The following is a 19,087-nucleotide window of genomic DNA, read 5'->3' on the forward strand; positions in this document are numbered from 1 at the left end:
ACGAAGAATGAGAGTGGTATCTGGAGATTTAAAAGGGCGTATCCTGAAGGCTGTTCCCGGCATAAGCACCAGGCCGACAACTGACAAAGTGAAGGAATCCTTGTTCAACATGATCGGTCCATACTTCAATGGGGGTCTCGGCCTTGATCTTTTTGCAGGCAGCGGCGGCCTTGGAATCGAGGCGTTAAGCAGGGGACTTGATAAAGTCATATTTGTAGACCGTGAAGGAAAAGCTATACAGACCGTGAACGAGAACCTTAAGGCATGCAGACTTGAAGACAGAGCCGAGGTGTACAAAAATGATGCTGTTAGGGCACTGAAGGCAATCAAGAAAAGAGGCCTGGCTTTCCACTATATCTTTTTGGACCCTCCATATAAAAGGCAGCAGCTTGTCAGGCTGCTTGAAATCATAGAAAAAGAACAACTGATCGTCGAACGCGGTTTGATCGTCTGCGAGCATTCCTCCGACATCGAGATGCCAATGGATGTCGGCAAGCTGAAACAGTCGAGGAACGAGAAGTATGGAATCATAGGGGTTACGTTATACAGGCTTGATGGACATGGAGAGGGGGAAATTGAGTGACAAGAATCGCAGTCTGCCCTGGCAGTTTTGATCCGATTACATATGGGCATTTGGATATCATTACAAGGGGAGCAAAAGTATTTGATGAGATTTATGTTGTCGTCCTGAACAATTCTTCAAAAAATCCGCTGTTTTCCGTGGAAGAAAGGATTGAGCTGATCGAGACGGTGACAAAGGATATTTCGAATGTAAAGGTCGATTCTTTTCAGGGGTTGCTTGTCGATTATGCGGCTAGTGTAAATGCCAATGCGATTATCAGAGGGCTACGGGCCGTTTCCGATTTCGAGTATGAAATGCAGATCACTTCAATGAATAGAGTATTGAATGATGATATCGAAACCTTTTTCATCATGACAAACAATCAGTACTCTTTCTTGAGTTCCAGCATTGTCAAAGAGGTTGCTAAATATGATGGGAAGATTTCCGAACTGGTGCCGCCTGAAGTGGAAGAGGCTTTGATTGAAAAGTTCAAGTTGGAAAAATGCCAGGCTCCAGGAAATGATTGATTATTGTTCGATAAAAAATTTCAAATCCTAAGTTGATTGGAGTGGAAGGAGCGAATATTCCTTTGTGATCAGCTGGACAAGAACCCCGCTTGCGCCAACGGAGGCGAGGAGGCTCACTCAAAGCCCCCGCGGAAAGCGAGGCGCCTGGAACAGAAATCAACGTCCAATTTTTACAGCTATCCTAAAAATAAAGAGGGTGCCCAAAAGGTTGTACCTTTTGGGACACCCTCATTTTGCTTTTATCGTACGTTTGCCAAGGATGATGATGTATACCCCAAGGCTGAAGAGAGTAATAAGGGGTCCCGATGCAGCGACAATTTCATGAAATTCAGCAAACAGAGTTCCTTTCGAATGCAGATAATGAAGCACTGGGATCGCATTTGAAGGCTGGCCGTTTTGAAAAAAGCGTTCATAAACGGGTTTCCAAAGCAGGAATGCATAAAAAGCGGCGAAAAAGCCGTGAAGGATCCTTGCCAGGAAGAACGGCCGGAAGCGGATATCTGTCTGAGCAAGGATACTGGCTACCTGCGCCTGGACGCTGAATCCACTGAAGGCAAGGATGAAGCTGGTGATGATGGCTTGTTGCATCAACGTCGCCTCCTGTACCTGGCTGGTCATCTGGCTGCCAAGCGTTATTTCGAACAGTCCGGAAATATACGGGATGCTGAGCATTTCTGGCATGCTTAACAGGCTGAGCGCGAATTCGATGAACTTCGCGAGGAAAGCGGTGATATGTAGATGGAACAAAAGCTTGTTTACGACCGAAAACAAAATAATGAACCCGCCAATCATCAGCAGTGTCTGAATGGATGACATCACAGCGTCCCCGAGAAGCTTTCCAATTGGGCGCTTATCATTCATTCTCGTCCGGTGCAGGGCCGCAAACGCTTCAACGATGGAAGGCTTCTTCCCCTTTTGCTTTTCGGCGGTTTCCTCATTTTTTCCATAGAACCTCATGAACAGGCCGACGCTAATGTTGCCAAGATAATGGGCTAGTGCGAGGATCACTCCCAGCTTGACATTCATGAAAAATCCAACTGATACCGCCCCAAAAATAAAGAGCGGATTGGAAGAATTAGTGAAGGATACCAATCGTTCAGCTTCAATTTTGCTTAGCTGTCCTTCCTGGCGCAGCCTTGCTGTAAGCTTCGCGCCTGCTGGATAGCCTGATGCCATCCCCATTGCCCAGACAAACCCGCCAACTCCAGGAACCCTGAAAAGCGGACGCATCAGTGGCTCCAGCAGGACACCGATGAACTTTACGACGCCGAAGCCAATCAGCATTTCGGATACGATAAAAAACGGGAGGAGTGAAGGGAATACGATTTCCCACCACATATCCAATCCTCTGATGGAAGCGTCGAACGATTCCTGCGGGAAAGCAATCAATGACCCAGCCAGCATCGTAACTGAAGCTGCAAGGAACAATGTTTTCAACCTGGATTTTAGCAACGTCCATCCTCCTCCGGTGTTCTGCTGCTGTGAAACTTAGAAAAACAGTGGTAAAATAGAAAGAAACTAAAAAATAGTTTTTTTTTCCAATCTTAAGAAACGCAAACCGCCGATTAGACAATCGTTTTTTATTCAAAAATAAGAAGTATAAAATTCACTTCAAGAAAATATCCAGCACAGTGCCTGCCTTTACGCTCGCGCCATGTCCAAGGGAGTCTACTCGGGCAGAGGATAGAGAACTGCCTCTTCAAGGACCGTTTTATGCCTGTCGCGGCTGTCCAAGGGGCTTGTGCTTTTCTTGTGTACAGTTTCCGGCCTTGTCCTCATATAATTCAATATACTCGCTCAACCCTGATTTAGACCAAATTTACATATAATGTGCATTAAAATCAGGCCATTAAGGGGGAAAAAACGTTGCTGCGTCCAACGGTTGGTTTAGCACTTGGTTCTGGGGGCGCGCGGGGCTTCGCTCATTTGGGCGTCATCAAAGTGCTGCACGAAGAAGGGATCCCGATTGACTTGATTGCCGGCAGCAGCATGGGAGCCCTCGTTGCCGCATTTTATGGGGCTGGGCGTGATGTCGAGCGTCTTTACAAACTCTCAAGAGTATTTAAAAGAAAATATTACCTTGATTTCACCGTCCCGAAAATGGGGTTCATCGCAGGAAAAAGAGTCAAAGAACTGATCAGGATTTTTACCCATGGCATGATGATCGAACAACTGGATATTCCGATCGGGATTGTTGCCACCGATCTTGTATCCGGCGAAAAGGTTGTCTTCAAGAAGGGGCCAATTGCCGAAGCGGTCCGTGCCAGTATCGCAATACCTGGTATCTTCGTACCCGAAAAAATGGATGGCCGGCTTTTTGTTGATGGAGGCGTAGTCGATATGATCCCTGTGTCCGTAGCCAGGAAAATGGGGGCCGACATCGTCATTGCGGTCGATGTTTCAAACGTAAAGCCATCGGCAGATGTCAGTTCGATTCTGGATGTCATCATGCAAAGCATCGATATCATGCAAATGGAATTGGTTTCCAACCGTGAGGTCGCTTCTGATATCATGATTCGTCCCAAGGTTGAAATGTTCAATTCCAGGGCATTTACTAATATTGAAGAAATCATTAAGATGGGCGAAGAAGAAGCTAAGAAGCATATAGACAAAATCAAGCAATGTATACAGCATTGGAAGGAGTCCCAGTCAGAATGAAAAGAAAATTCCCGATCAGGCTGTCCATCCTGGCGGCCTTGATATTATTTGCTAGTGCCTTTTATTACTTGCCTTTTTATGTATCAAAACCAGGCATGGCCAAAGAACTCGAGCCAATCATCAAGGTTGAGGGGGGCTATGAGGAAGAAGGAAACTTCATGCTGACAACTGTCAGGATGGGAAGGGCGAATATTTACGCTTACTTAATTGCCCAATTCAGCAAGTATCAGGAAATTTACCCTGTTGAAGAAATCAGGGCGGAGGATGAAACAGACAAAGAATATACGATCAGGCAGCTTCATATGATGGACAATTCCAAGACGGCTGCGATTGAAGTTGCCTATAAAAAGGCCGGCATCCCAGTGGAATATGATTTTAAAGGTGTATATGTCCTAAGGGTGCTTCCCGATATGCCTGCAGAGGGAAAGCTTAAACCTGGTGACCATGTTTTTGAGGTTGATGGCAACCCGTTCGCATCCGCGAATGATTTCATCGATTATGTAAGCTCCAAAAAGGCTGGAGACATTGTTAAGCTTTCTTTCAAGCGGAATGGCAAGACAATGGATACAGAAATCCCTCTCAAGGCTTTTGACGATGGGAGCGGCAAAGCAGGTGTGGGAATCCAGCTTGTTGACGATAAAGAAATCAAAGTGGAGCCGGATGTGACCGTTGAATCAGAAGAAATAGGGGGTCCATCGGCTGGACTGATGTTTTCGCTGGAAATCTATAATCAGCTGACAAAGGAAGATTTGACAAAGGGCTATGATATCGCAGGCACGGGAACGATTTCGCCCGATGGCACAGTAGGAAGGATTGGAGGAATCCAGCAAAAAATCGTTGCCGCAGATAAAGCAGGGGCTGAATTGTTTTTTGCGCCATTTGAAAAAGGAGCGAAGGACTCAAATTACGAAGAGGCACTGGAAGCAGCAAAGGACATTGACACAAAGATGAAAATCATTCCGATTGATACATTTGATGAAGCAGTTGCCTACTTGGAAAAAATGAAGAAAAAAACAAGCTGAAAAACCAGCTTGTTTTTTTATGGATCCAGCATGATTGGAGGGTGTGAGAACTCCTCGGCAAGAAGTTTCTCCTGTCCGGGTCCCTGAAGCCCAAGAGCGTAAATCCGGGATGATCTGACATCCAGGCAAATGTTCCGTCCAGAGAATGAAGAAAGCTTGGAGACGACTGGAAGCAAAAAATCTTTTTTGTTCATTTTTAAATAATCCCTGCCTTTTGCAGTTGCCCCAAGCAATCGTAAATAGCCAGCAGTGTTATCTTCTTTTTTGATCTCCGTTTTTCTTGTGTTCGTCAGGATGTGCAAGCAGACTCTCTGAAGCCTAGTCCACGTATATCGTTTTGTTTTGATCGTTTCCATGAATCCCTGGAAGGAGGAAGAAGCTGCAGCGGCGGCAGCCAGCCTGTTTTCAAGACCTTCTTCCACTTCATAAATTTCCTGGAGTTCTGAAGCACTGCTTTGCAGGAGCTTGTACTTTAGCAGCGGCCAATAGTTTTCCCAGGAATGGAAGCCGCCATAGCGTTCCTTGTAGAGGATCAGCTGTGCAAAGGTAGAAGCTGGGACAAGTCCCGAAATCGCCTCAAGTTCGCCACCTTTGCCGAACAATGCCTTCCTGATACTAGTAGCACTTGCTATGGTGGAGGAAGAAAAATATTCATCGTGATAACCAGCACTTTTTCTTACGATCGTGAAAGGCTTCATGCTGCTGCCCTGCCTGTTGATGGCCTGCATGTAATGAAGCCCAAGAATGTTATTGGGACTGGAGATGTCGACGAATTCCTGATCGGGCTCCATTGATTGGAAGCTGAGGGAAATGGCTTTTGGATAGCTGCAGCCGCCCCCGGTAAAAAACTTAATGTTCTCCTGGAATCTTTCATCATTTTCTTCAAGGAAACGAACCGTTTTATGGAAAGCCTCGATTTTTCCAGACTCACTCCCAAAACAGAGCGTATCACAACCTGAAGCGGACAGAATCGAAACGGCTCCTTCGGCAAAGATTTCAGCATGCTGGGTCGCAAACTGGTAGGGCAGTTCGAAAACGAGATCAACCCCGGCTTCAAGAGCCATTTTTGTCCGCGACCATTTTGAAACGAGGGCAGGTTCTCCCCGCTGCAGGAAATTTCCGCTCATCGCGGCTATCGCGATGTCGGCCCCTGTCAGTTTTTTTGCCTGCTTGAGGTGAAAGGCATGGCCATTATGGAATGGATTATATTCGACTACAACACCAACAGCTTTCATTCCTGTTCTCCTTCATGATAAGATGGAACATACATCGTTACATGTTTATTTTTCAGTATGAATGACTAAATTATAGTGTAAAGAAAAAATATTGACAAATGATTGAGCGAAAGCTATAATTACCTTTGTTGCCTTGGGGTGATTTTATGAAATGGACAATAAGTCAGATACAAAAACATCGAAACAAGGAATTCCTGATTGACGAAACGGTACGGATGGATTCGGTCAAGGAAACAGATCCCGAAATCCGCGAGGTTTCTCCCATAAAGCTGAGCGGTAGAGCGGATATCAGCGCCTCGAAAGTGACTTTCCAGATTAGGATCCAGGGGCATATGATCCTGCCGTGTTCCCGGACGTTAGTTGATGTTAGATACCCGATTGATGTTGAAACCACAGAGACATTCGTCCTTAACGGCCACGACTATGTAGCTGAAGAGGATGTTTATCAAGTAAAAGGCGATGTCATTGACCTGGAGCCGGTCATCCGTGAAATTCTTTTGCTGGAAGTTCCGATGCAAGTTTTCTGTGATGATGCGGATGGACAGGAAGGCGCACCCCAGTCAGGGAAGGATTGGGAAGTGATCGAGGAACAGGAAAAGCAGGAAAAGCTTGATCCCCGCCTTGCCGGACTTGCAAAGTTCTTTGAGGACAAAGATTCCTCTGACTAATGAATCGATTGAAAAAGAGCGTGAGGGTCCAGCATGGACTGGCCTTCATCAACTTTCTTATTCTCTTTAAGGAGGTGGGAAGAATGGCTGTACCATTTAGAAGAACGTCTAAAACTGCAAAAAGAAAACGCCGTACTCATTTTAAATTACAAGTTCCGGGTATGGTAGCATGCCCAAACTGCGGTGAAATGAAACTTGCTCACCGCGTTTGCAAAGCTTGCGGAACATACAAAGGAAAAGAAGTTGTAAACGACTGATTTCCTGAAAGAAGAGCACAGGATGCATCTGCATTCCTGTGCTCTTTTTTATGGGGTTGTTTTCTTCTCCTTTGCTGATTTTTAATAATGCAGAAATAGTACTCCTTCTGTACCCCTTATGTCTCAAAAAAATAAACCGGGCATACTTGCCGGAAATTCATAGCCATTATGAAGCCATCATTCGCAGCAGAAAGTTGATTCCGCACTCTTCAGTGTAGATAAGAAGAGTGTCTCCCAAGGCAATGTCCATTGGAAGACAATCGGACCGCTTCTTTATAAGGTTCGCCACTCGCTGTTTTTTCTTTATTTGCTAACTTCCACTGATAATTGATAAAATTTTAAGAGTCTATGAATGTCGGTTATAGGAGGAGAAAGATGGGAGCATACACGATATCGAGGGAACAGGGCGGCATTTTGCTTTTTACGATCACCAAGCCGGAAAGAAGGAATGCTGTTGATTATGAAGTGATGGACGGGCTTGAACAGGCAATTGAAATGGCAGAGGAAGATGCTGTGAAAGTGTTGGCTATCACAGGTATGGGGGACCAGGCGTTTTGCTCAGGCGGGGATTTATCGGTCTTTCATTCATTGAAGACCGAGGAACAGGCATATGCCATGCTATCGAGGATGGCAGGGATCTTATACAGGCTTCTCATCCTGCCGAAGCCGACGATCGCGGTCATGAATGGCACTGCAGTTGGCGGGGGCTGTGAGATTGCTTCAGCATGCGATTTCAGGATTGCCCGGAAGGGAACGAAAGCAGGATTTGTCCAGGGAAATCTTGCAATTACGACAGGCTGGGGCGGGGGATCGATCTTGCTTGAGAAGCTTCCTCAGCATACAGCATTCAAATTATTGATAGGTGCAAGAATTTACACTGCTGAAGAATTGAAAGAAACAGGTTTCATCCAAGCTACATTCGAAGACAACCCACTTAAAGCATGTTTCGATTTCCTTAAGGATACGCTGGACAAGGAAGTGTCAGTCTTGAAAGCATATAAGTCCCTTATAAGAGAGAAGTGGATCCTGGATGATATGAAGGAAAGAATGGAAAAAGAAGCAGCGAATTGTGCGATTCTTTGGGAGAATGATGCCCACCACAAAAAAGTGGAAGAATTCGCGAGGAGAAAAAAATAATAATGGATTATGGCTTGATATCAGTCTATCTTTCCTATCAGATACATATATATGGATAAAAAACAGTAGGAGGGATTGACTGATGCCATTAACCCGTCAAGATGCCTGGTCACAGGATGAAGATTTATTGCTGGCTGAAGTTGTGCTGCGAAATATCCGTGAAGGCGGAACACAATTGAAAGCTTTTGAAGAAGTAGGGAAAAAACTCTCACGAACAGCCGCCGCCTGCGGTTTCCGATGGAATTCATTTGTCCGCAAGCAGTATAAATCGGGAATTGAATTAGCGAAAAAACAACGGAAAGAAGCGAAGAAGCAGACAAAGAGCGAACAGGGTACAGAGCCTCCGCTTGTACCTGACGATAGGAAAACATCCGAGAAAGTGGAAGAAGCGAAACTGACTTTGAATGATGTGAAACGTTATCTGGATGATCTCTATGAAAAAGCCGGTACAGGAAGCCATAGTGAAAGCCATCAAAGGATCAAGGAACTTGAAAAACAACTCTTTTACTTGTCTGCTGAAAATGAAAAGTTGGAAATTCAGTTAAAATCGATGGAAGAAGATTATCGTGATTTAATTGATATTATGGAGCGTGCAAGGAAAAGGGTTGTCTTAAGAGAGGATGGTTACCAGCAAAAAGTTAAATTCCAGGCCGATGCCAGCGGGAACCTTGCAAAGCTTGAAAAATGAAAGGAAAAGCAGCCTGAACGATGGGCGGCAACATAAGTGAAGCTGTTCAGGCGGTGATGGTTATCCTGCCGGCCGCGGCTGACAGTAATACTTATTCAATATGCGCTGTATTCCAACTTGCTGCACATCTTTGCACTCTTAATATGTAAAAAAACGCCTGCTGGATAATAACGAGCAGGCGCTTCCTTTAGATTGAGCCAAGGTACTTATTGTATTTGTTCAGACACGCCGGCAGGGTACCAAAGAAGCGGGTTTTCTCCGCGGTCCCTTTCTACATCATAGTGAACTGGGGTGAAGCCCATCTTTTCCCAGAAACCTTGTGACTTTATCCTAGGATTCGTCTTGATAGGCAGTCCGAACCTTTTTGCGAATTCGACAAGGGTCTTGCCATAGCCTTTCCCTTGATAATCAGGCAGCACTTCAAGCTTCCAAAGCTCAAGGTAATCCTGAGGCGGTTCGAAATAACGGTCAAATTTCGCCTGCACTTGATAAAGGCTCATTCGGGCTACAAGCTTATCGCCAAAATAAATGCCATAAAATGGAGAGTCACTGTCATTTTCAACAATATTGGCTTCCAAGTCCTCGAGCATGGACAATTCCTGGTGGCCATACTCCTTGAATTTCTTGAATTCTTCAAGGGTCTTGTAGTTGATCTTTAACTTTTCCACTTTCTGCTCCACATTCATTCCCCCAGTCTGCTGCCTCTTTGATTGAATTTATTGTTAAAGACGGCAGCAAAGTATTATAAATGATTTTTCACCTATTTTTATTATATTATAAAAACATAAAAAATTCTGCATTGGAAATCCAGAAAGCGGTTTCATTTTTTTGCAGGAAATAGACTGAATATTGTAGAATTTTATAAGTGAGCGTATTTTTAACTGAAAGGGGAAAAAGCGTGCAGAAAATTTTGATTGCAAACAGAGGGGAAGTTGCGCTTAGGATCATTCGGACATGCCAGGAGATGGGGATTGGGACCGTGGCCGTCTATTCGGACGCTGACAAGGATCTGCCGTTTGTAAAAGAAGCTGACATTGCTCACAGGATAGGCGAGCCGCCAGTTCAAAAGTCATATTTGAATGTCCGGGAGATCCTTCGGGTGGCGAAGGAAGAAAAAGTGGATGGCATCCATCCCGGGTACGGATTTTTATCAGAGAATGCGGACTTTGCCCGCAAGGCTGTCGAAGCAGGTTTCAAGTTCATCGGACCTTCTCCGGATACAATTGAAAAAATGGGAGATAAAATTGTTGCAAGGTCGACCATGGGAGCTGCAGGTGTCCCAGTGGTCCCAGGAAGTGAGTCAGGGATCAGGTCGCTTGAAGAAGCGGCTGGCCTTGCAAGTGAGATTGGATATCCGGTGATGCTGAAAGCAAGTGGAGGCGGAGGGGGCATCGGTATGGTGCTCTGTGAAAATGAGCAAGCGCTCGCTAAGAATTTTGATTCGACGAAAGCGAGGGCTCGCGCTTATTTTGGTTCGGACGAGGTTTTTATCGAAAAGTACATCAAGAATGCTAGGCATGTGGAGGTCCAGATTTTTGGCGATAGCCATGGCAGCCATGTTCATTTATTCGAACGGGATTGCTCGATCCAGCGCCGCCATCAGAAGGTAATTGAAGAAGCACCTTCTCCGTTCCTGTCGGATGAAGCAAGGGAGAAAATGTATGATACAGCATTGAAGGCTGCCAAAGCAGTGGGATATATCAATGCAGGAACCGTTGAGTTCATTGTCGATGAGAATGCGGATTTTTATTTCCTTGAAATGAATACAAGGCTCCAGGTAGAGCACCCTGTGACGGAAGCTATTACAGGGCTTGATCTTGTAAAATGGCAGATCATTGTTGCCCGGGGTGAGAAGCTTCCTCTTCGTCAGGAAGAAATCGAAAAGCAGGGTTCTGCGATCGAGTTCCGTCTGTATGCAGAGGATCCTGTAAGGTTCCTGCCATCACCGGGGACAATAAGTGAGTTCTCCTGGGACGAAACAGTCAATGTGAGAGTTGATTCCGGATATGGATCCGGTTCCGTGGTCACACCATTCTATGACCCAATGGTCGCAAAATGCATCACAGCAGGCAGCTCCAGAGAATCGGCGATTGAGGCGGCGCAAGCATTCTTCTCGTCGCTGAAATTGGAAGGTATCAAATCGAATGCGCCTCTGTTCAAGGAAATTTTAGGCGAAGAAGGATTCCGGTCCGGCAATTATACAACAGCCTATTTAACAGAAAGAAAACTAGCATCTAAATAGGAGGAATACACATGAAAGAAATTACAGCAAATATGGCAGGAACAGTCCTGAATGTACTAGTGGCAGCAGGAGACAAAGTCACCGAAGGACAGGAAGTACTGATGCTTGAATCGATGAAAATGGAAATCCCGGTTGAAAGCCAGGGTGCTGGAAGCGTATCGGAAATAAAAGTGAATGTCGGAGACTTCGTCAACGAAGGCGATGTCCTGCTCGTATTGGAATAAACAAAGGTAAGGAGATGAACAATGACTACAGCGAAAATTCTTTCCGAATCATTAGAGGATAAAGTAAAACGGATTGAGGAGGGCGGCCATCAGAAATACCATGACAAGCTTGCCGAACAGAATAAATTGTTTGTCCGCGACCGGCTGAAGCTGTTATTTGATGGCGGTATTTATAAAGAAGATGGAAAATTCGCGAACTTCCAGGCTGGCGACCTTCCAGCTGACGGTGTCGTTACGGCCATCGGAGAAATCGGCGACCAGACTGTCTGTGTCATGGCGAACGATTCAACGGTAAAGGCGGGTTCATGGGGATCGAGGACCGTTGAAAAAATCATCCGAATCCAGGAAACTGCTGAAAAGCTGAAGGTCCCACTGCTGTATCTTGTCGACTCAGCCGGTGCCCGAATCACGGATCAGCTTGAGATGTTCCCGAACCGCCGCGGGGCAGGACGCATCTTTTACAATCAGGTCAAACTGTCAGGTGTCATCCCGCAAATCTGCCTTCTGTTCGGGCCGTCTGCTGCAGGTGGTGCCTATATCCCGGCATTTTGCGATATTGTCATCATGGTTGATAAAAATGCTTCGATGTACCTTGGCTCGCCGAGGATGGCAGAAAAGGTAATTGGCGAAAAGGTAACGCTGGAAGAAATGGGTGGAGCCCGGATGCACTGCACTGTAAGCGGGGTTGGTGATATGCTGGTTTTCAGTGAGGAAGAAGCCATTGAGGCAGCGAAAAAGTACCTCGGCTATTTCCCTGCAAATTTCCAGGAGAAACCGAAAATGTTTGAAAGTGTAGCGCCTAAGAGTGGACGGAGTCTCGAAGAAATTATCCCGGTGAACCAAAATGCGCCATTTGATATGTATGAAGCAATTGATTCACTGATTGATGAAGGTAGCTTTTTCGAAATCAAAAAGCTGTTTGCCCCAGAATTGATCACTGGACTTGCGAGGATTGACGGCAGGGCTGTCGGAATCATTGCCAACCAGCCGAAGGTCAAGGGCGGCGTACTTTTCGTCGATTCTGCGGACAAAGGCGCTAAATTCATCCAGCTTTGTGACGCCTTCCATATTCCATTGCTGTTCCTCGCTGATGTTCCTGGCTTTATGATCGGGACGAAGGTAGAGCGCGCAGGCATTATCCGGCACGGGGCAAAGTTGATTGCAGCAATGAGTTCGGCTACAGTTCCAAAAATTTCTGTCATTGTCAGGAAGGCTTATGGAGCAGGTTTGTACGCAATGGCCGGTCCTGCATTTGAACCGGATTGCTGCATCGCACTCCCAACAGCGCAAATCGCCGTCATGGGACCAGAGGCAGCAGTCAATGCGGTTTATTCAAATAAAATCAATGAAATTTCAGATCCAAAGGAAAAAATAGCATTTGTACAGGAAAAGCATCAGGAATATAAGGAGAGCATAGACATTTACAAGCTTGCTTCCGAATTGATTGTCGATGATATCGTGGCGGCATCGGACCTAAGGGAAACCCTGATTGACAGATTCAGGCTGTACGAGACGAAAGATCTCTTATTCAGTGTAAGGAAGCACCCGGTCTATCCCGTCTAAATAATTCGGAGGTCCTTTAAGGAGGGGCCTCCGATTTTTTTTCGGCGAGTTAATGGAACTAAATTTCATCTTTCCTGTCAAACACTTCTTTCAAATAAAGCAATGTATCTGATAAAATATGACTAAAGATACAGTCAGAGGGGATCTTATGAAAATTGCGATTATTGGCGGCGGGTCACTTGGTCTGCTTTTTGCCTATTACTTAAGCAAAGGACATGATGTCCATTTATACACAAGGACAAAGGAACAATCGGACATAATTAACCGGCATGGAATACATATGATTAAGTCAGGGGCTGAGCATACAGCGTCCAATATCACTGCTTCTTCGATCACTGATTGGCAGGGGACGGCGCATCTCACCATTATTGCCGTAAAGCAGTATCAGCTTGCTGGTCTTATGCCAAAGCTGAAAGCAAACAGTTCAGGGAGCCTCCTTTTTATACAGAATGGCTACGGGCACATCAAACTGCTTCCCGAACTGCCGACCATCCCAATTTATCTTGGCTCTGTGGAACATGGGGCGGTAAAGTCAGGCGACAACACCGTCTTCCATAATGGTGAAGGGATTACCCGGGCAGCAGTTTACAAGGGCAGTGGCAGCCTGCTCGAGAATCTTTCCGTTTCGCTTTCTGATGATTTTCCGGTGATCCTTGAACCGGATTACAAAACAATGCTAATCAAAAAGCTGGTTGTCAACGCGGTCATCAATCCTTTGACAGCAGTGCTACAGGTGAAAAATGGCGCTTTGATTAGCAATACATATTTTCATGGGATATTCATCAGGCTTTTTGAAGAATGCGCAAACGTACTGGAATTGAAAAATCGTGAAGACTATTTCCGCCATGTCGTCGACGTCTGCAAGAAAACGGCCGATAACTATTCTTCAATGTACAAGGACATTGAAGAGGGCAGGCAAACAGAAATTGATTCCATCCTCGGATACATGCTGGAAGAAGCTAGAAATAAAAAAATGACTGCTCCGCTAATATCCAATTATTATTTTTGCGTCAAGGGGAAGGAGCATGAAAGGGAGGAGACGTAATGACAGGAATCGTCTCAGCATTCATCGCCGCTATTATCACTGTTCCGCTGCTTGGTTATCTTGCGGTATTCATCATCAGCAAACAATTAACTGGGAATCACCGTCGGTCGGTCAGTCTTGCCATTGATTTCAGCACAATCCTCCTTGTACTGTCCGTTCATTTTTTAATTTTCACGATCTGGAACAAATCTTTTCTTTGGCTGATTGTGCTTGTTTTGCTGACAATTGCTGCTCTTTTCGTCCTAATCCATTGGAAATTAAAAGGGGAAATCGTCCTTCCGAAGGTGTTCAAGGGGTATTGGCGGTTCAACTTCCTGTTGTTTTTTTCTGCTTATATCATCCTCATCATGTTTGGACTGTTTCAACGCCTCACCTTTTTATTTTCCCACCCTTAAAAACTTTGATATCGGAAATTTCGAAAGGCAAAGTTTTTTTCATTTGGATTCAAACAATGCTATACTCTTAACAGTGAAAATCGTTTATGAGAAAGGAAGTACAAATTAATGGAGATGATGAATCTCTCTCTTCCGGCAGCAAACCGGTTTGCGACAGATTATCTTGCTGGAAGCAATGGACTACAGAGCTTCTTTCATTATAATTACCAGGTTGAAAATGATTACGTTCATCGGCTTGATGAACTTAAAAATAGATCCTTTATGAGAGTTGAACTTGCCGATCATATCGAGTCATTCATGTCCCGATATGCCCATAGTGACAAAACAGCAGACAGCATCAGGAAACTGAAGGAGGAAAATAGTGTTGCAGTCATTGGCGGACAGCAGGCCGGCATTTTGACAGGCCCTCTATATACCATCCACAAAGTCATCTCGATTATCAAACTCGCGGAACAGAAAGAGGCCGAACTTGGCGTCCCTGTAGTCCCGATTTTCTGGATTGCTGGCGAGGATCATGATTATCAGGAAGTTAACCATGTCTATGTCATGAATAACAGCAAGCGGGAAAAATGGCTGTATCCCGAAAAGAATCTTGAGAAAAAGATGGTTTCCGAGATTTGCATCAATAAGGAGCGGTGTTATAACTGGATTGAAGAGATTTTTGGCACATTCGGTGAAACACAGCATACAAAGCAGGTTCTGGCCTTTGCTCTTGGTTCTCTGGAGACAGCCGATTCCTTTGTTGATTTTTTTGCTTCTATTATTATGGAGCTTTTCAAGGATTCTGGACTGTTGATTGTCGATTCAGGGAACAAGGAGCTCCGGAAGCTTGAAAAAGAATTTTTTATCCGGCAAATCAATGAATACAAAAAAATAACCTCTGCCGTCCTTGATCAACAAAAAATCACGGGTGCAGCTGGTTATCCCAAGATGATTGATATCAGTGAAAATGCCGCCAATATCTTCTATTATGACGAAGAAGTGAAGGAACGGATCCTTCTTCAATATGATTACGAGAATTCCATATTCACCGGCAAAAATGACGAAGTGAAATTTTCCCTTGATGAACTGCTGGAAATTGCGAACGAATATCCGGAGAGGCTTAGTAACAATGTCGTCACCAGACCGTTGATGCAAGAATCCCTTTTCCCAACGCTTGCATTTATCGGAGGTCCGGGTGAAATCGCTTATTGGGCCGAACTCAAACTAATGTTCGAACATTTTGGATTGAAAATGCCGCCTTTGGTTCCGCGGCTGAACATCACAATCCTTGACCGGTCAATCGAAACGGACTTGAATGATCTCGGACTCGATCTGAAAGAAGTGCTGACCTCTGGCGCGGGCACGCACGAACTCAAATTCATCGAATCCCTGAAGGACCGGGAAGTCGAGGAGCTATTTGCTAACGTGAAATCGATGCTTGACGAACAGTACAAACTAGTCAGGGAGAAATCTAGCCGCATTGATGCTGGCCTGCTGCCGCTTCTTGAAAAGAATGAATCGATTGTGCTCAGCCAGCTCAGCTTCATGGAAGGGAAAATTGAGGAAGCTGTTTGCCGGAAGCATGATCACATCCTAAAAAAATTCGCAAGAATCGAAAATGCCTTGAGGCCAGGAGGTTCCCCTCAAGAAAGAGTCTGGAACCCTTTTTATTATCTGAATAGGTATGGACTCCGCTTCATTTCAGAGTTGCTTGATTTGGACTATCGATTCGATGGCACCCATAAAATCATAAAAATGTGATTGGAGGCTCCACCCAGGATTGGGTGGAGCTTTTTCCATTCCACGGAATAGATGCTCCTGGTTAAATTCACAATCGAATACAAGGAGCGACTAAGGAAAATGTCTGAAACATAAATCATCCTGCTGGTGAACTTGAGGTTGAAAACACCGTTCACTCTTCCAAAACAGGCAAAATACATTACTCGAAATGCTGTTCATAAAAAACTAGTGACAGGAATCTGTTGTCTTTATAAAAAGCTTTGTTAATGCATTCTCGGCAAAAAGGACACTATTTGTGTATCAAAAATCTATGACAAGAAAGTGTAAAATTGAAAAGAAAAAGGAGCCTTTATACATATATGAAAACAAAAGTGTTACTGAGAGAGATATATCAAGGTATATTAATTTATTTATTTGATTATATTAGCCCCATATTTTGCACCTTTTTAACAGGCTGACAAAAGTTTTTGGTTATTGTCAGTGTGCTAATCCGTATGCTATTTGCTATGCGGATTGATGTGCTTAAAAGCTTAGGTGGATTTTGGAAGTTTATATTAAGGTTGAAAAATAAGCTTATTGAAATACGGTTTAATTAAAAAAGAATTTGGAAAACAAAGGAATTATTATTGTCATACTTGAACTAAAATAAATCAGAAGAAAAAAAGGGGAGAGTATTTTGGGTTCAAGAATAATGCACTCAATTATTGGCAAAAAAATTGCAGAGGCTTTATCGATCGAGGGCAAAACATCATTTTTGTTTGGCAGCATTGCTCCAGACGCAGTTTTTTCATTCGATGAAAAAAAACTTATCACATTTCTTCATAGGTGAAGTGCAAGATTATTCAAGAAGCGTTGATTACATAGGGTTTTTACGTAAATATGGTTCGCAAGTAGAAAACCCTTATATATTGGGGTACTGTGCACATTTAATTGCTGATGATATATGGTTAAGAGGATTTAACCTGTCTTGGTTAAGGAACAGAATGGATGTTGATGATGGATTATACAAGTTATACCATAATGATTTCCGATTGCTAAATGGGAAGTTATTAGAACACTATGGTTTTACAGATGAATTGAGAAAGTTATTTAGTCAATTTCCTACAATCTTAGATTTGGATGAGGTTACTTCGATAGATATTGAAAAATTTGTTCCTTATGTATTAGGAGATATGGAATACGATAAGGAAGTTCTAAATGAAAAACTTAATGTTTTTACTTTTAATCAAATAATCGGTTATATAGAGACATCAGTTGATCTTGGGATACAGATTATTAAACCAATCCTTACAAAACAAGCCAGAGACTAATCTGTATATACCCATGGGAAATTAGCTACCTTTTTTCAATTCTATCTAAAACTGGGAAAGCTTAATATGCAATAAATAAACAAAAATTTCTGAATAAGAGAGGTTGAAATATGCCCTTTCCAACACACATTGTATCTGCTGGTGGATTTGTTGAAGATTCGGAAGGAAATATTCTTTTAGTAAAAACTCGTGACGGTGGTTGGGTTTACCCTGGAGGACAAGTGGAAGCCGGAGAAAACCTTATGGATGCTTTGGTTCGTGAAATCAAAGAAGAAAGTGGAATTAGCACGACGGTTAGCTACTTAGTTGGTGTCTACTCAAATACGGGATCTTTTAAATGGTACGATGGTGTAACTGATGTTCCTACTCAAGTTATTTTTGATTTCGTATGTCAACCTGTTGGTGGTCAGTTAGCTGTTTCTGAAGAAACCACTGATAGCCACTGGGTAGCGAAAGATCAAGTTCTTGACTTGGTTACACATCCAGCTATTCGAACTCGCTATCAAGCTTATTTGGAGTTTAAGGGAGAGGTAAATTACATTGAATATATTACGAAGCCCGAGTTCAAAATCAAGCACCAGACAGGGATATCGAAGCAGATTATTTTTCCATTATGATATTGGCAGTCGCATTGATTGGAAGGAAAAATTCCTTTTGAAAAATATCCTTTTAATGAAACGGTGCAGTTAAACTGAAGAGTAATTATATCACTAGGAGATCAATTATGTTAAAGGGAAATAATATACGAACTTCGGGCGCTTATGTTTTATATAAAGGTTTATTTATATTCCAAGTTGGTCCAACCAAAGAAGGTGATAAACTTGGAGTAGTCAGATTGGGTGGACATAGAGAAAATAATGAAACTGCTTTGGAAACAGCAAAACGTGAAGTGTTTGAAGAAGCTCAAGTAGAAATTGAACCTTTTAATCCAAATACAACATTTTTTCTTAGTGAGTGGGACGAGGAACCTACTAAAGCAAATGTAAATGAACCCGTTTCTCCGATTCTAATTAAAGGAAGTAAGGAATTTTCATATACGGTAATGTATCTATCTAATACATTATCTATGCCAACTCCCTCTTCTGAATCGAGAGGTATATTATTGCTTTCACCATTGGAAGTAGATCTTATTTGTCGTAGGAAAATATCGCTAAGTGATTTTCAAAAATCAGATGGAGTTTCTATTATTAAATCAGAAATAGATGCTAATCTAATCCTACAACCTTTTCCTCAATTATTATTCCTATCACGGTTGCTAAATGAAGAAACTGAACTAATGGAACGCTTTATTGATTCATCCTCATCCATCTAACGGGTCCAGATTACAGAAGCAACGTATAGATGTGCAGAACGGTCTACTGCAATCGGGGGCGAGTGTTGTACGTGCGTCTCTTTTTTCTTCTTCATCGGGTGCTTTAGTTAAATAACAGAGGTAAATCCGATACTTTGAACATTCTTGCTGTATTATATAACTAAATTGTTGATTGAACGAAATGAGCAAAAAAATGATGATTTGATCTGGGACACTCCACCTCATTTTTCAGTTGCGTAACATTAAATTAAACTTCTTACTAACATTGGAGTTCCTTTTTACTTTTTGTTGTTATTAAAAAATACAGTAATAGAAACAGCTTAGCTGATATAGCCAAGCTGTTTTTGTTTTTGAAGGAGTAGAAGAATAAAAGATAACAAATACTTGTCATTAGTCTTGTGTCATTAAAGTAGACGTTTATTTATCATTCTTTTGTGTCAATTATATCCAGATATTTTTTGTCTTTCATCACTTATTAAGGGAGGATTTAATAGCAACGGAGAGAATATATAGATTATAG

Annotated in this window: 19 protein-coding genes and 1 pseudogene; 17 read left to right on the forward strand and 3 right to left on the reverse strand. The window is 43.3% G+C overall.

What is annotated here, in order from left to right; all coding sequences use genetic code 11:
* Nucleotides 1–7 precede the first annotated feature (7 nt).
* The gene (rsmD, locus tag JJQ88_RS00150; RefSeq protein ID WP_210363706.1) at nucleotides 8–583 is read left to right on the forward strand and encodes a 16S rRNA (guanine(966)-N(2))-methyltransferase RsmD; all 576 of its coding nucleotides are present in this window, start codon (nucleotides 8–10) and stop codon (nucleotides 581–583) included.
* Nucleotides 580–1,089 carry a pantetheine-phosphate adenylyltransferase gene (gene coaD / locus JJQ88_RS00155; RefSeq protein WP_210363707.1) on the forward strand — a complete coding sequence of 170 codons (510 nt, stop codon included), beginning with the start codon at nucleotides 580–582 and terminating at the stop codon, nucleotides 1,087–1,089. The genes rsmD and coaD overlap by 4 nt, the downstream gene beginning before the upstream one ends.
* A gap of 228 nt (nucleotides 1,090–1,317) precedes the next feature.
* On the opposite strand, the gene ylbJ is transcribed toward coaD, so the two are convergent.
* The gene (gene ylbJ, locus JJQ88_RS00160) at nucleotides 1,318–2,541 is read right to left on the reverse strand and encodes a sporulation integral membrane protein YlbJ (RefSeq protein WP_210363708.1); all 1,224 of its coding nucleotides are present in this window, start codon (nucleotides 2,539–2,541) and stop codon (nucleotides 1,318–1,320) included.
* 414 nt (nucleotides 2,542–2,955) lie between these two features.
* On the opposite strand from ylbJ, the gene JJQ88_RS00165 reads away from it, so the two are divergent.
* Both JJQ88_RS00165 and JJQ88_RS00170 read left to right on the forward strand, forming a co-directional pair.
* Nucleotides 2,956–3,747 carry a patatin-like phospholipase family protein gene (locus JJQ88_RS00165; protein WP_210363709.1) on the forward strand — a complete coding sequence of 264 codons (792 nt, stop codon included), beginning with the start codon at nucleotides 2,956–2,958 and terminating at the stop codon, nucleotides 3,745–3,747.
* Nucleotides 3,744–4,769: a SepM family pheromone-processing serine protease gene (locus tag JJQ88_RS00170; RefSeq protein ID WP_210363710.1), complete on the forward strand. Its 1,026-nt coding sequence runs from the start codon at nucleotides 3,744–3,746 to the stop codon at nucleotides 4,767–4,769. Before JJQ88_RS00165 ends, JJQ88_RS00170 begins: the two co-directional genes overlap by 4 nt.
* A 17-nt stretch (nucleotides 4,770–4,786) precedes the next feature.
* Here JJQ88_RS00170 and JJQ88_RS00175 read toward each other — a convergent pair whose 3' ends face one another.
* A complete protein-coding gene (locus JJQ88_RS00175) occupies nucleotides 4,787–6,004 on the reverse strand; it encodes a nucleotidyltransferase (protein WP_210363711.1) in 1,218 nt (405 codons plus the stop codon).
* Nucleotides 6,005–6,150: 146 nt separating this feature from the next.
* Here JJQ88_RS00175 and JJQ88_RS00180 point away from each other — a divergent pair, with 146 nt between their 5' ends.
* The 4 genes from JJQ88_RS00180 to JJQ88_RS00195 all read left to right on the forward strand — a co-directional run bounded on the left by JJQ88_RS00180 (nucleotide 6,151) and on the right by JJQ88_RS00195 (nucleotide 8,754).
* Entirely contained in the window at nucleotides 6,151–6,672 is a 522-nt protein-coding gene (locus tag JJQ88_RS00180; RefSeq protein ID WP_210363712.1) for a YceD family protein, read from the forward strand.
* A gap of 83 nt (nucleotides 6,673–6,755) precedes the next feature.
* Nucleotides 6,756–6,929 (forward strand): 50S ribosomal protein L32, encoded by a 174-nt coding sequence (gene rpmF, locus JJQ88_RS00185; protein WP_023615018.1) that lies wholly within the window; start codon nucleotides 6,756–6,758, stop codon nucleotides 6,927–6,929.
* A gap of 375 nt (nucleotides 6,930–7,304) precedes the next feature.
* The gene (locus JJQ88_RS00190) at nucleotides 7,305–8,066 is read left to right on the forward strand and encodes an enoyl-CoA hydratase/isomerase family protein (protein WP_210363713.1); all 762 of its coding nucleotides are present in this window, start codon (nucleotides 7,305–7,307) and stop codon (nucleotides 8,064–8,066) included.
* A gap of 82 nt (nucleotides 8,067–8,148) precedes the next feature.
* Nucleotides 8,149–8,754, forward strand: coding sequence for an RsfA family transcriptional regulator (locus tag JJQ88_RS00195; protein ID WP_210363714.1), 606 nt, complete (start codon nucleotides 8,149–8,151; stop codon nucleotides 8,752–8,754).
* A gap of 206 nt (nucleotides 8,755–8,960) precedes the next feature.
* Here the strand turns inward: JJQ88_RS00195 and JJQ88_RS00200 are convergent, their stop codons facing one another.
* Nucleotides 8,961–9,434: an N-acetyltransferase gene (locus JJQ88_RS00200; protein ID WP_210363715.1), complete on the reverse strand. Its 474-nt coding sequence runs from the start codon at nucleotides 9,432–9,434 to the stop codon at nucleotides 8,961–8,963.
* A gap of 218 nt (nucleotides 9,435–9,652) precedes the next feature.
* Between JJQ88_RS00200 and JJQ88_RS00205 the strand changes: the two genes are divergently transcribed.
* The 9 genes and pseudogenes from JJQ88_RS00205 to JJQ88_RS00245 all read left to right on the forward strand — a co-directional run bounded on the left by JJQ88_RS00205 (nucleotide 9,653) and on the right by JJQ88_RS00245 (nucleotide 18,567).
* Complete coding sequence (locus JJQ88_RS00205) at nucleotides 9,653–10,996, forward strand: acetyl-CoA carboxylase biotin carboxylase subunit (RefSeq protein ID WP_210363716.1); 1,344 nt, start codon at nucleotides 9,653–9,655, stop codon at nucleotides 10,994–10,996.
* An 11-nt stretch (nucleotides 10,997–11,007) separates the two neighbouring features.
* Nucleotides 11,008–11,220 carry an acetyl-CoA carboxylase biotin carboxyl carrier protein subunit gene (locus JJQ88_RS00210; protein WP_210363717.1) on the forward strand — a complete coding sequence of 71 codons (213 nt, stop codon included), beginning with the start codon at nucleotides 11,008–11,010 and terminating at the stop codon, nucleotides 11,218–11,220.
* 21 nt (nucleotides 11,221–11,241) lie between these two features.
* Entirely contained in the window at nucleotides 11,242–12,783 is a 1,542-nt protein-coding gene (locus JJQ88_RS00215; protein WP_210363718.1) for an acyl-CoA carboxylase subunit beta, read from the forward strand.
* 148 nt (nucleotides 12,784–12,931) lie between these two features.
* On the forward strand, nucleotides 12,932–13,828 hold the full coding sequence (locus JJQ88_RS00220) for a 2-dehydropantoate 2-reductase (RefSeq protein WP_210363719.1): 897 nt from the start codon (nucleotides 12,932–12,934) through the stop codon (nucleotides 13,826–13,828).
* The gene (locus tag JJQ88_RS00225) at nucleotides 13,828–14,223 is read left to right on the forward strand and encodes a DUF3397 domain-containing protein (protein ID WP_210363720.1); all 396 of its coding nucleotides are present in this window, start codon (nucleotides 13,828–13,830) and stop codon (nucleotides 14,221–14,223) included. The genes JJQ88_RS00220 and JJQ88_RS00225 overlap by 1 nt, the downstream gene beginning before the upstream one ends.
* Before the next feature lie 108 nt (nucleotides 14,224–14,331).
* Complete coding sequence (bshC, locus tag JJQ88_RS00230) at nucleotides 14,332–15,966, forward strand: bacillithiol biosynthesis cysteine-adding enzyme BshC (RefSeq protein WP_210363721.1); 1,635 nt, start codon at nucleotides 14,332–14,334, stop codon at nucleotides 15,964–15,966.
* Nucleotides 15,967–16,621: 655 nt separating this feature from the next.
* Nucleotides 16,622–17,255: pseudogene (locus JJQ88_RS00235) on the forward strand (zinc dependent phospholipase C family protein).
* 110 nt (nucleotides 17,256–17,365) lie between these two features.
* Complete coding sequence (locus tag JJQ88_RS00240; RefSeq protein WP_210363722.1) at nucleotides 17,366–17,872, forward strand: NUDIX hydrolase; 507 nt, start codon at nucleotides 17,366–17,368, stop codon at nucleotides 17,870–17,872.
* 107 nt (nucleotides 17,873–17,979) lie between these two features.
* Complete coding sequence (locus JJQ88_RS00245) at nucleotides 17,980–18,567, forward strand: NUDIX hydrolase (RefSeq protein WP_210363723.1); 588 nt, start codon at nucleotides 17,980–17,982, stop codon at nucleotides 18,565–18,567.
* Nucleotides 18,568–19,087 lie beyond the last annotated feature (520 nt).

It is taken from the genome of Bacillus sp. REN3 (assembly GCF_017912555.1).
In the GTDB taxonomy this organism is placed as follows: domain Bacteria; phylum Bacillota; class Bacilli; order Bacillales; family Cytobacillaceae; genus Mesobacillus.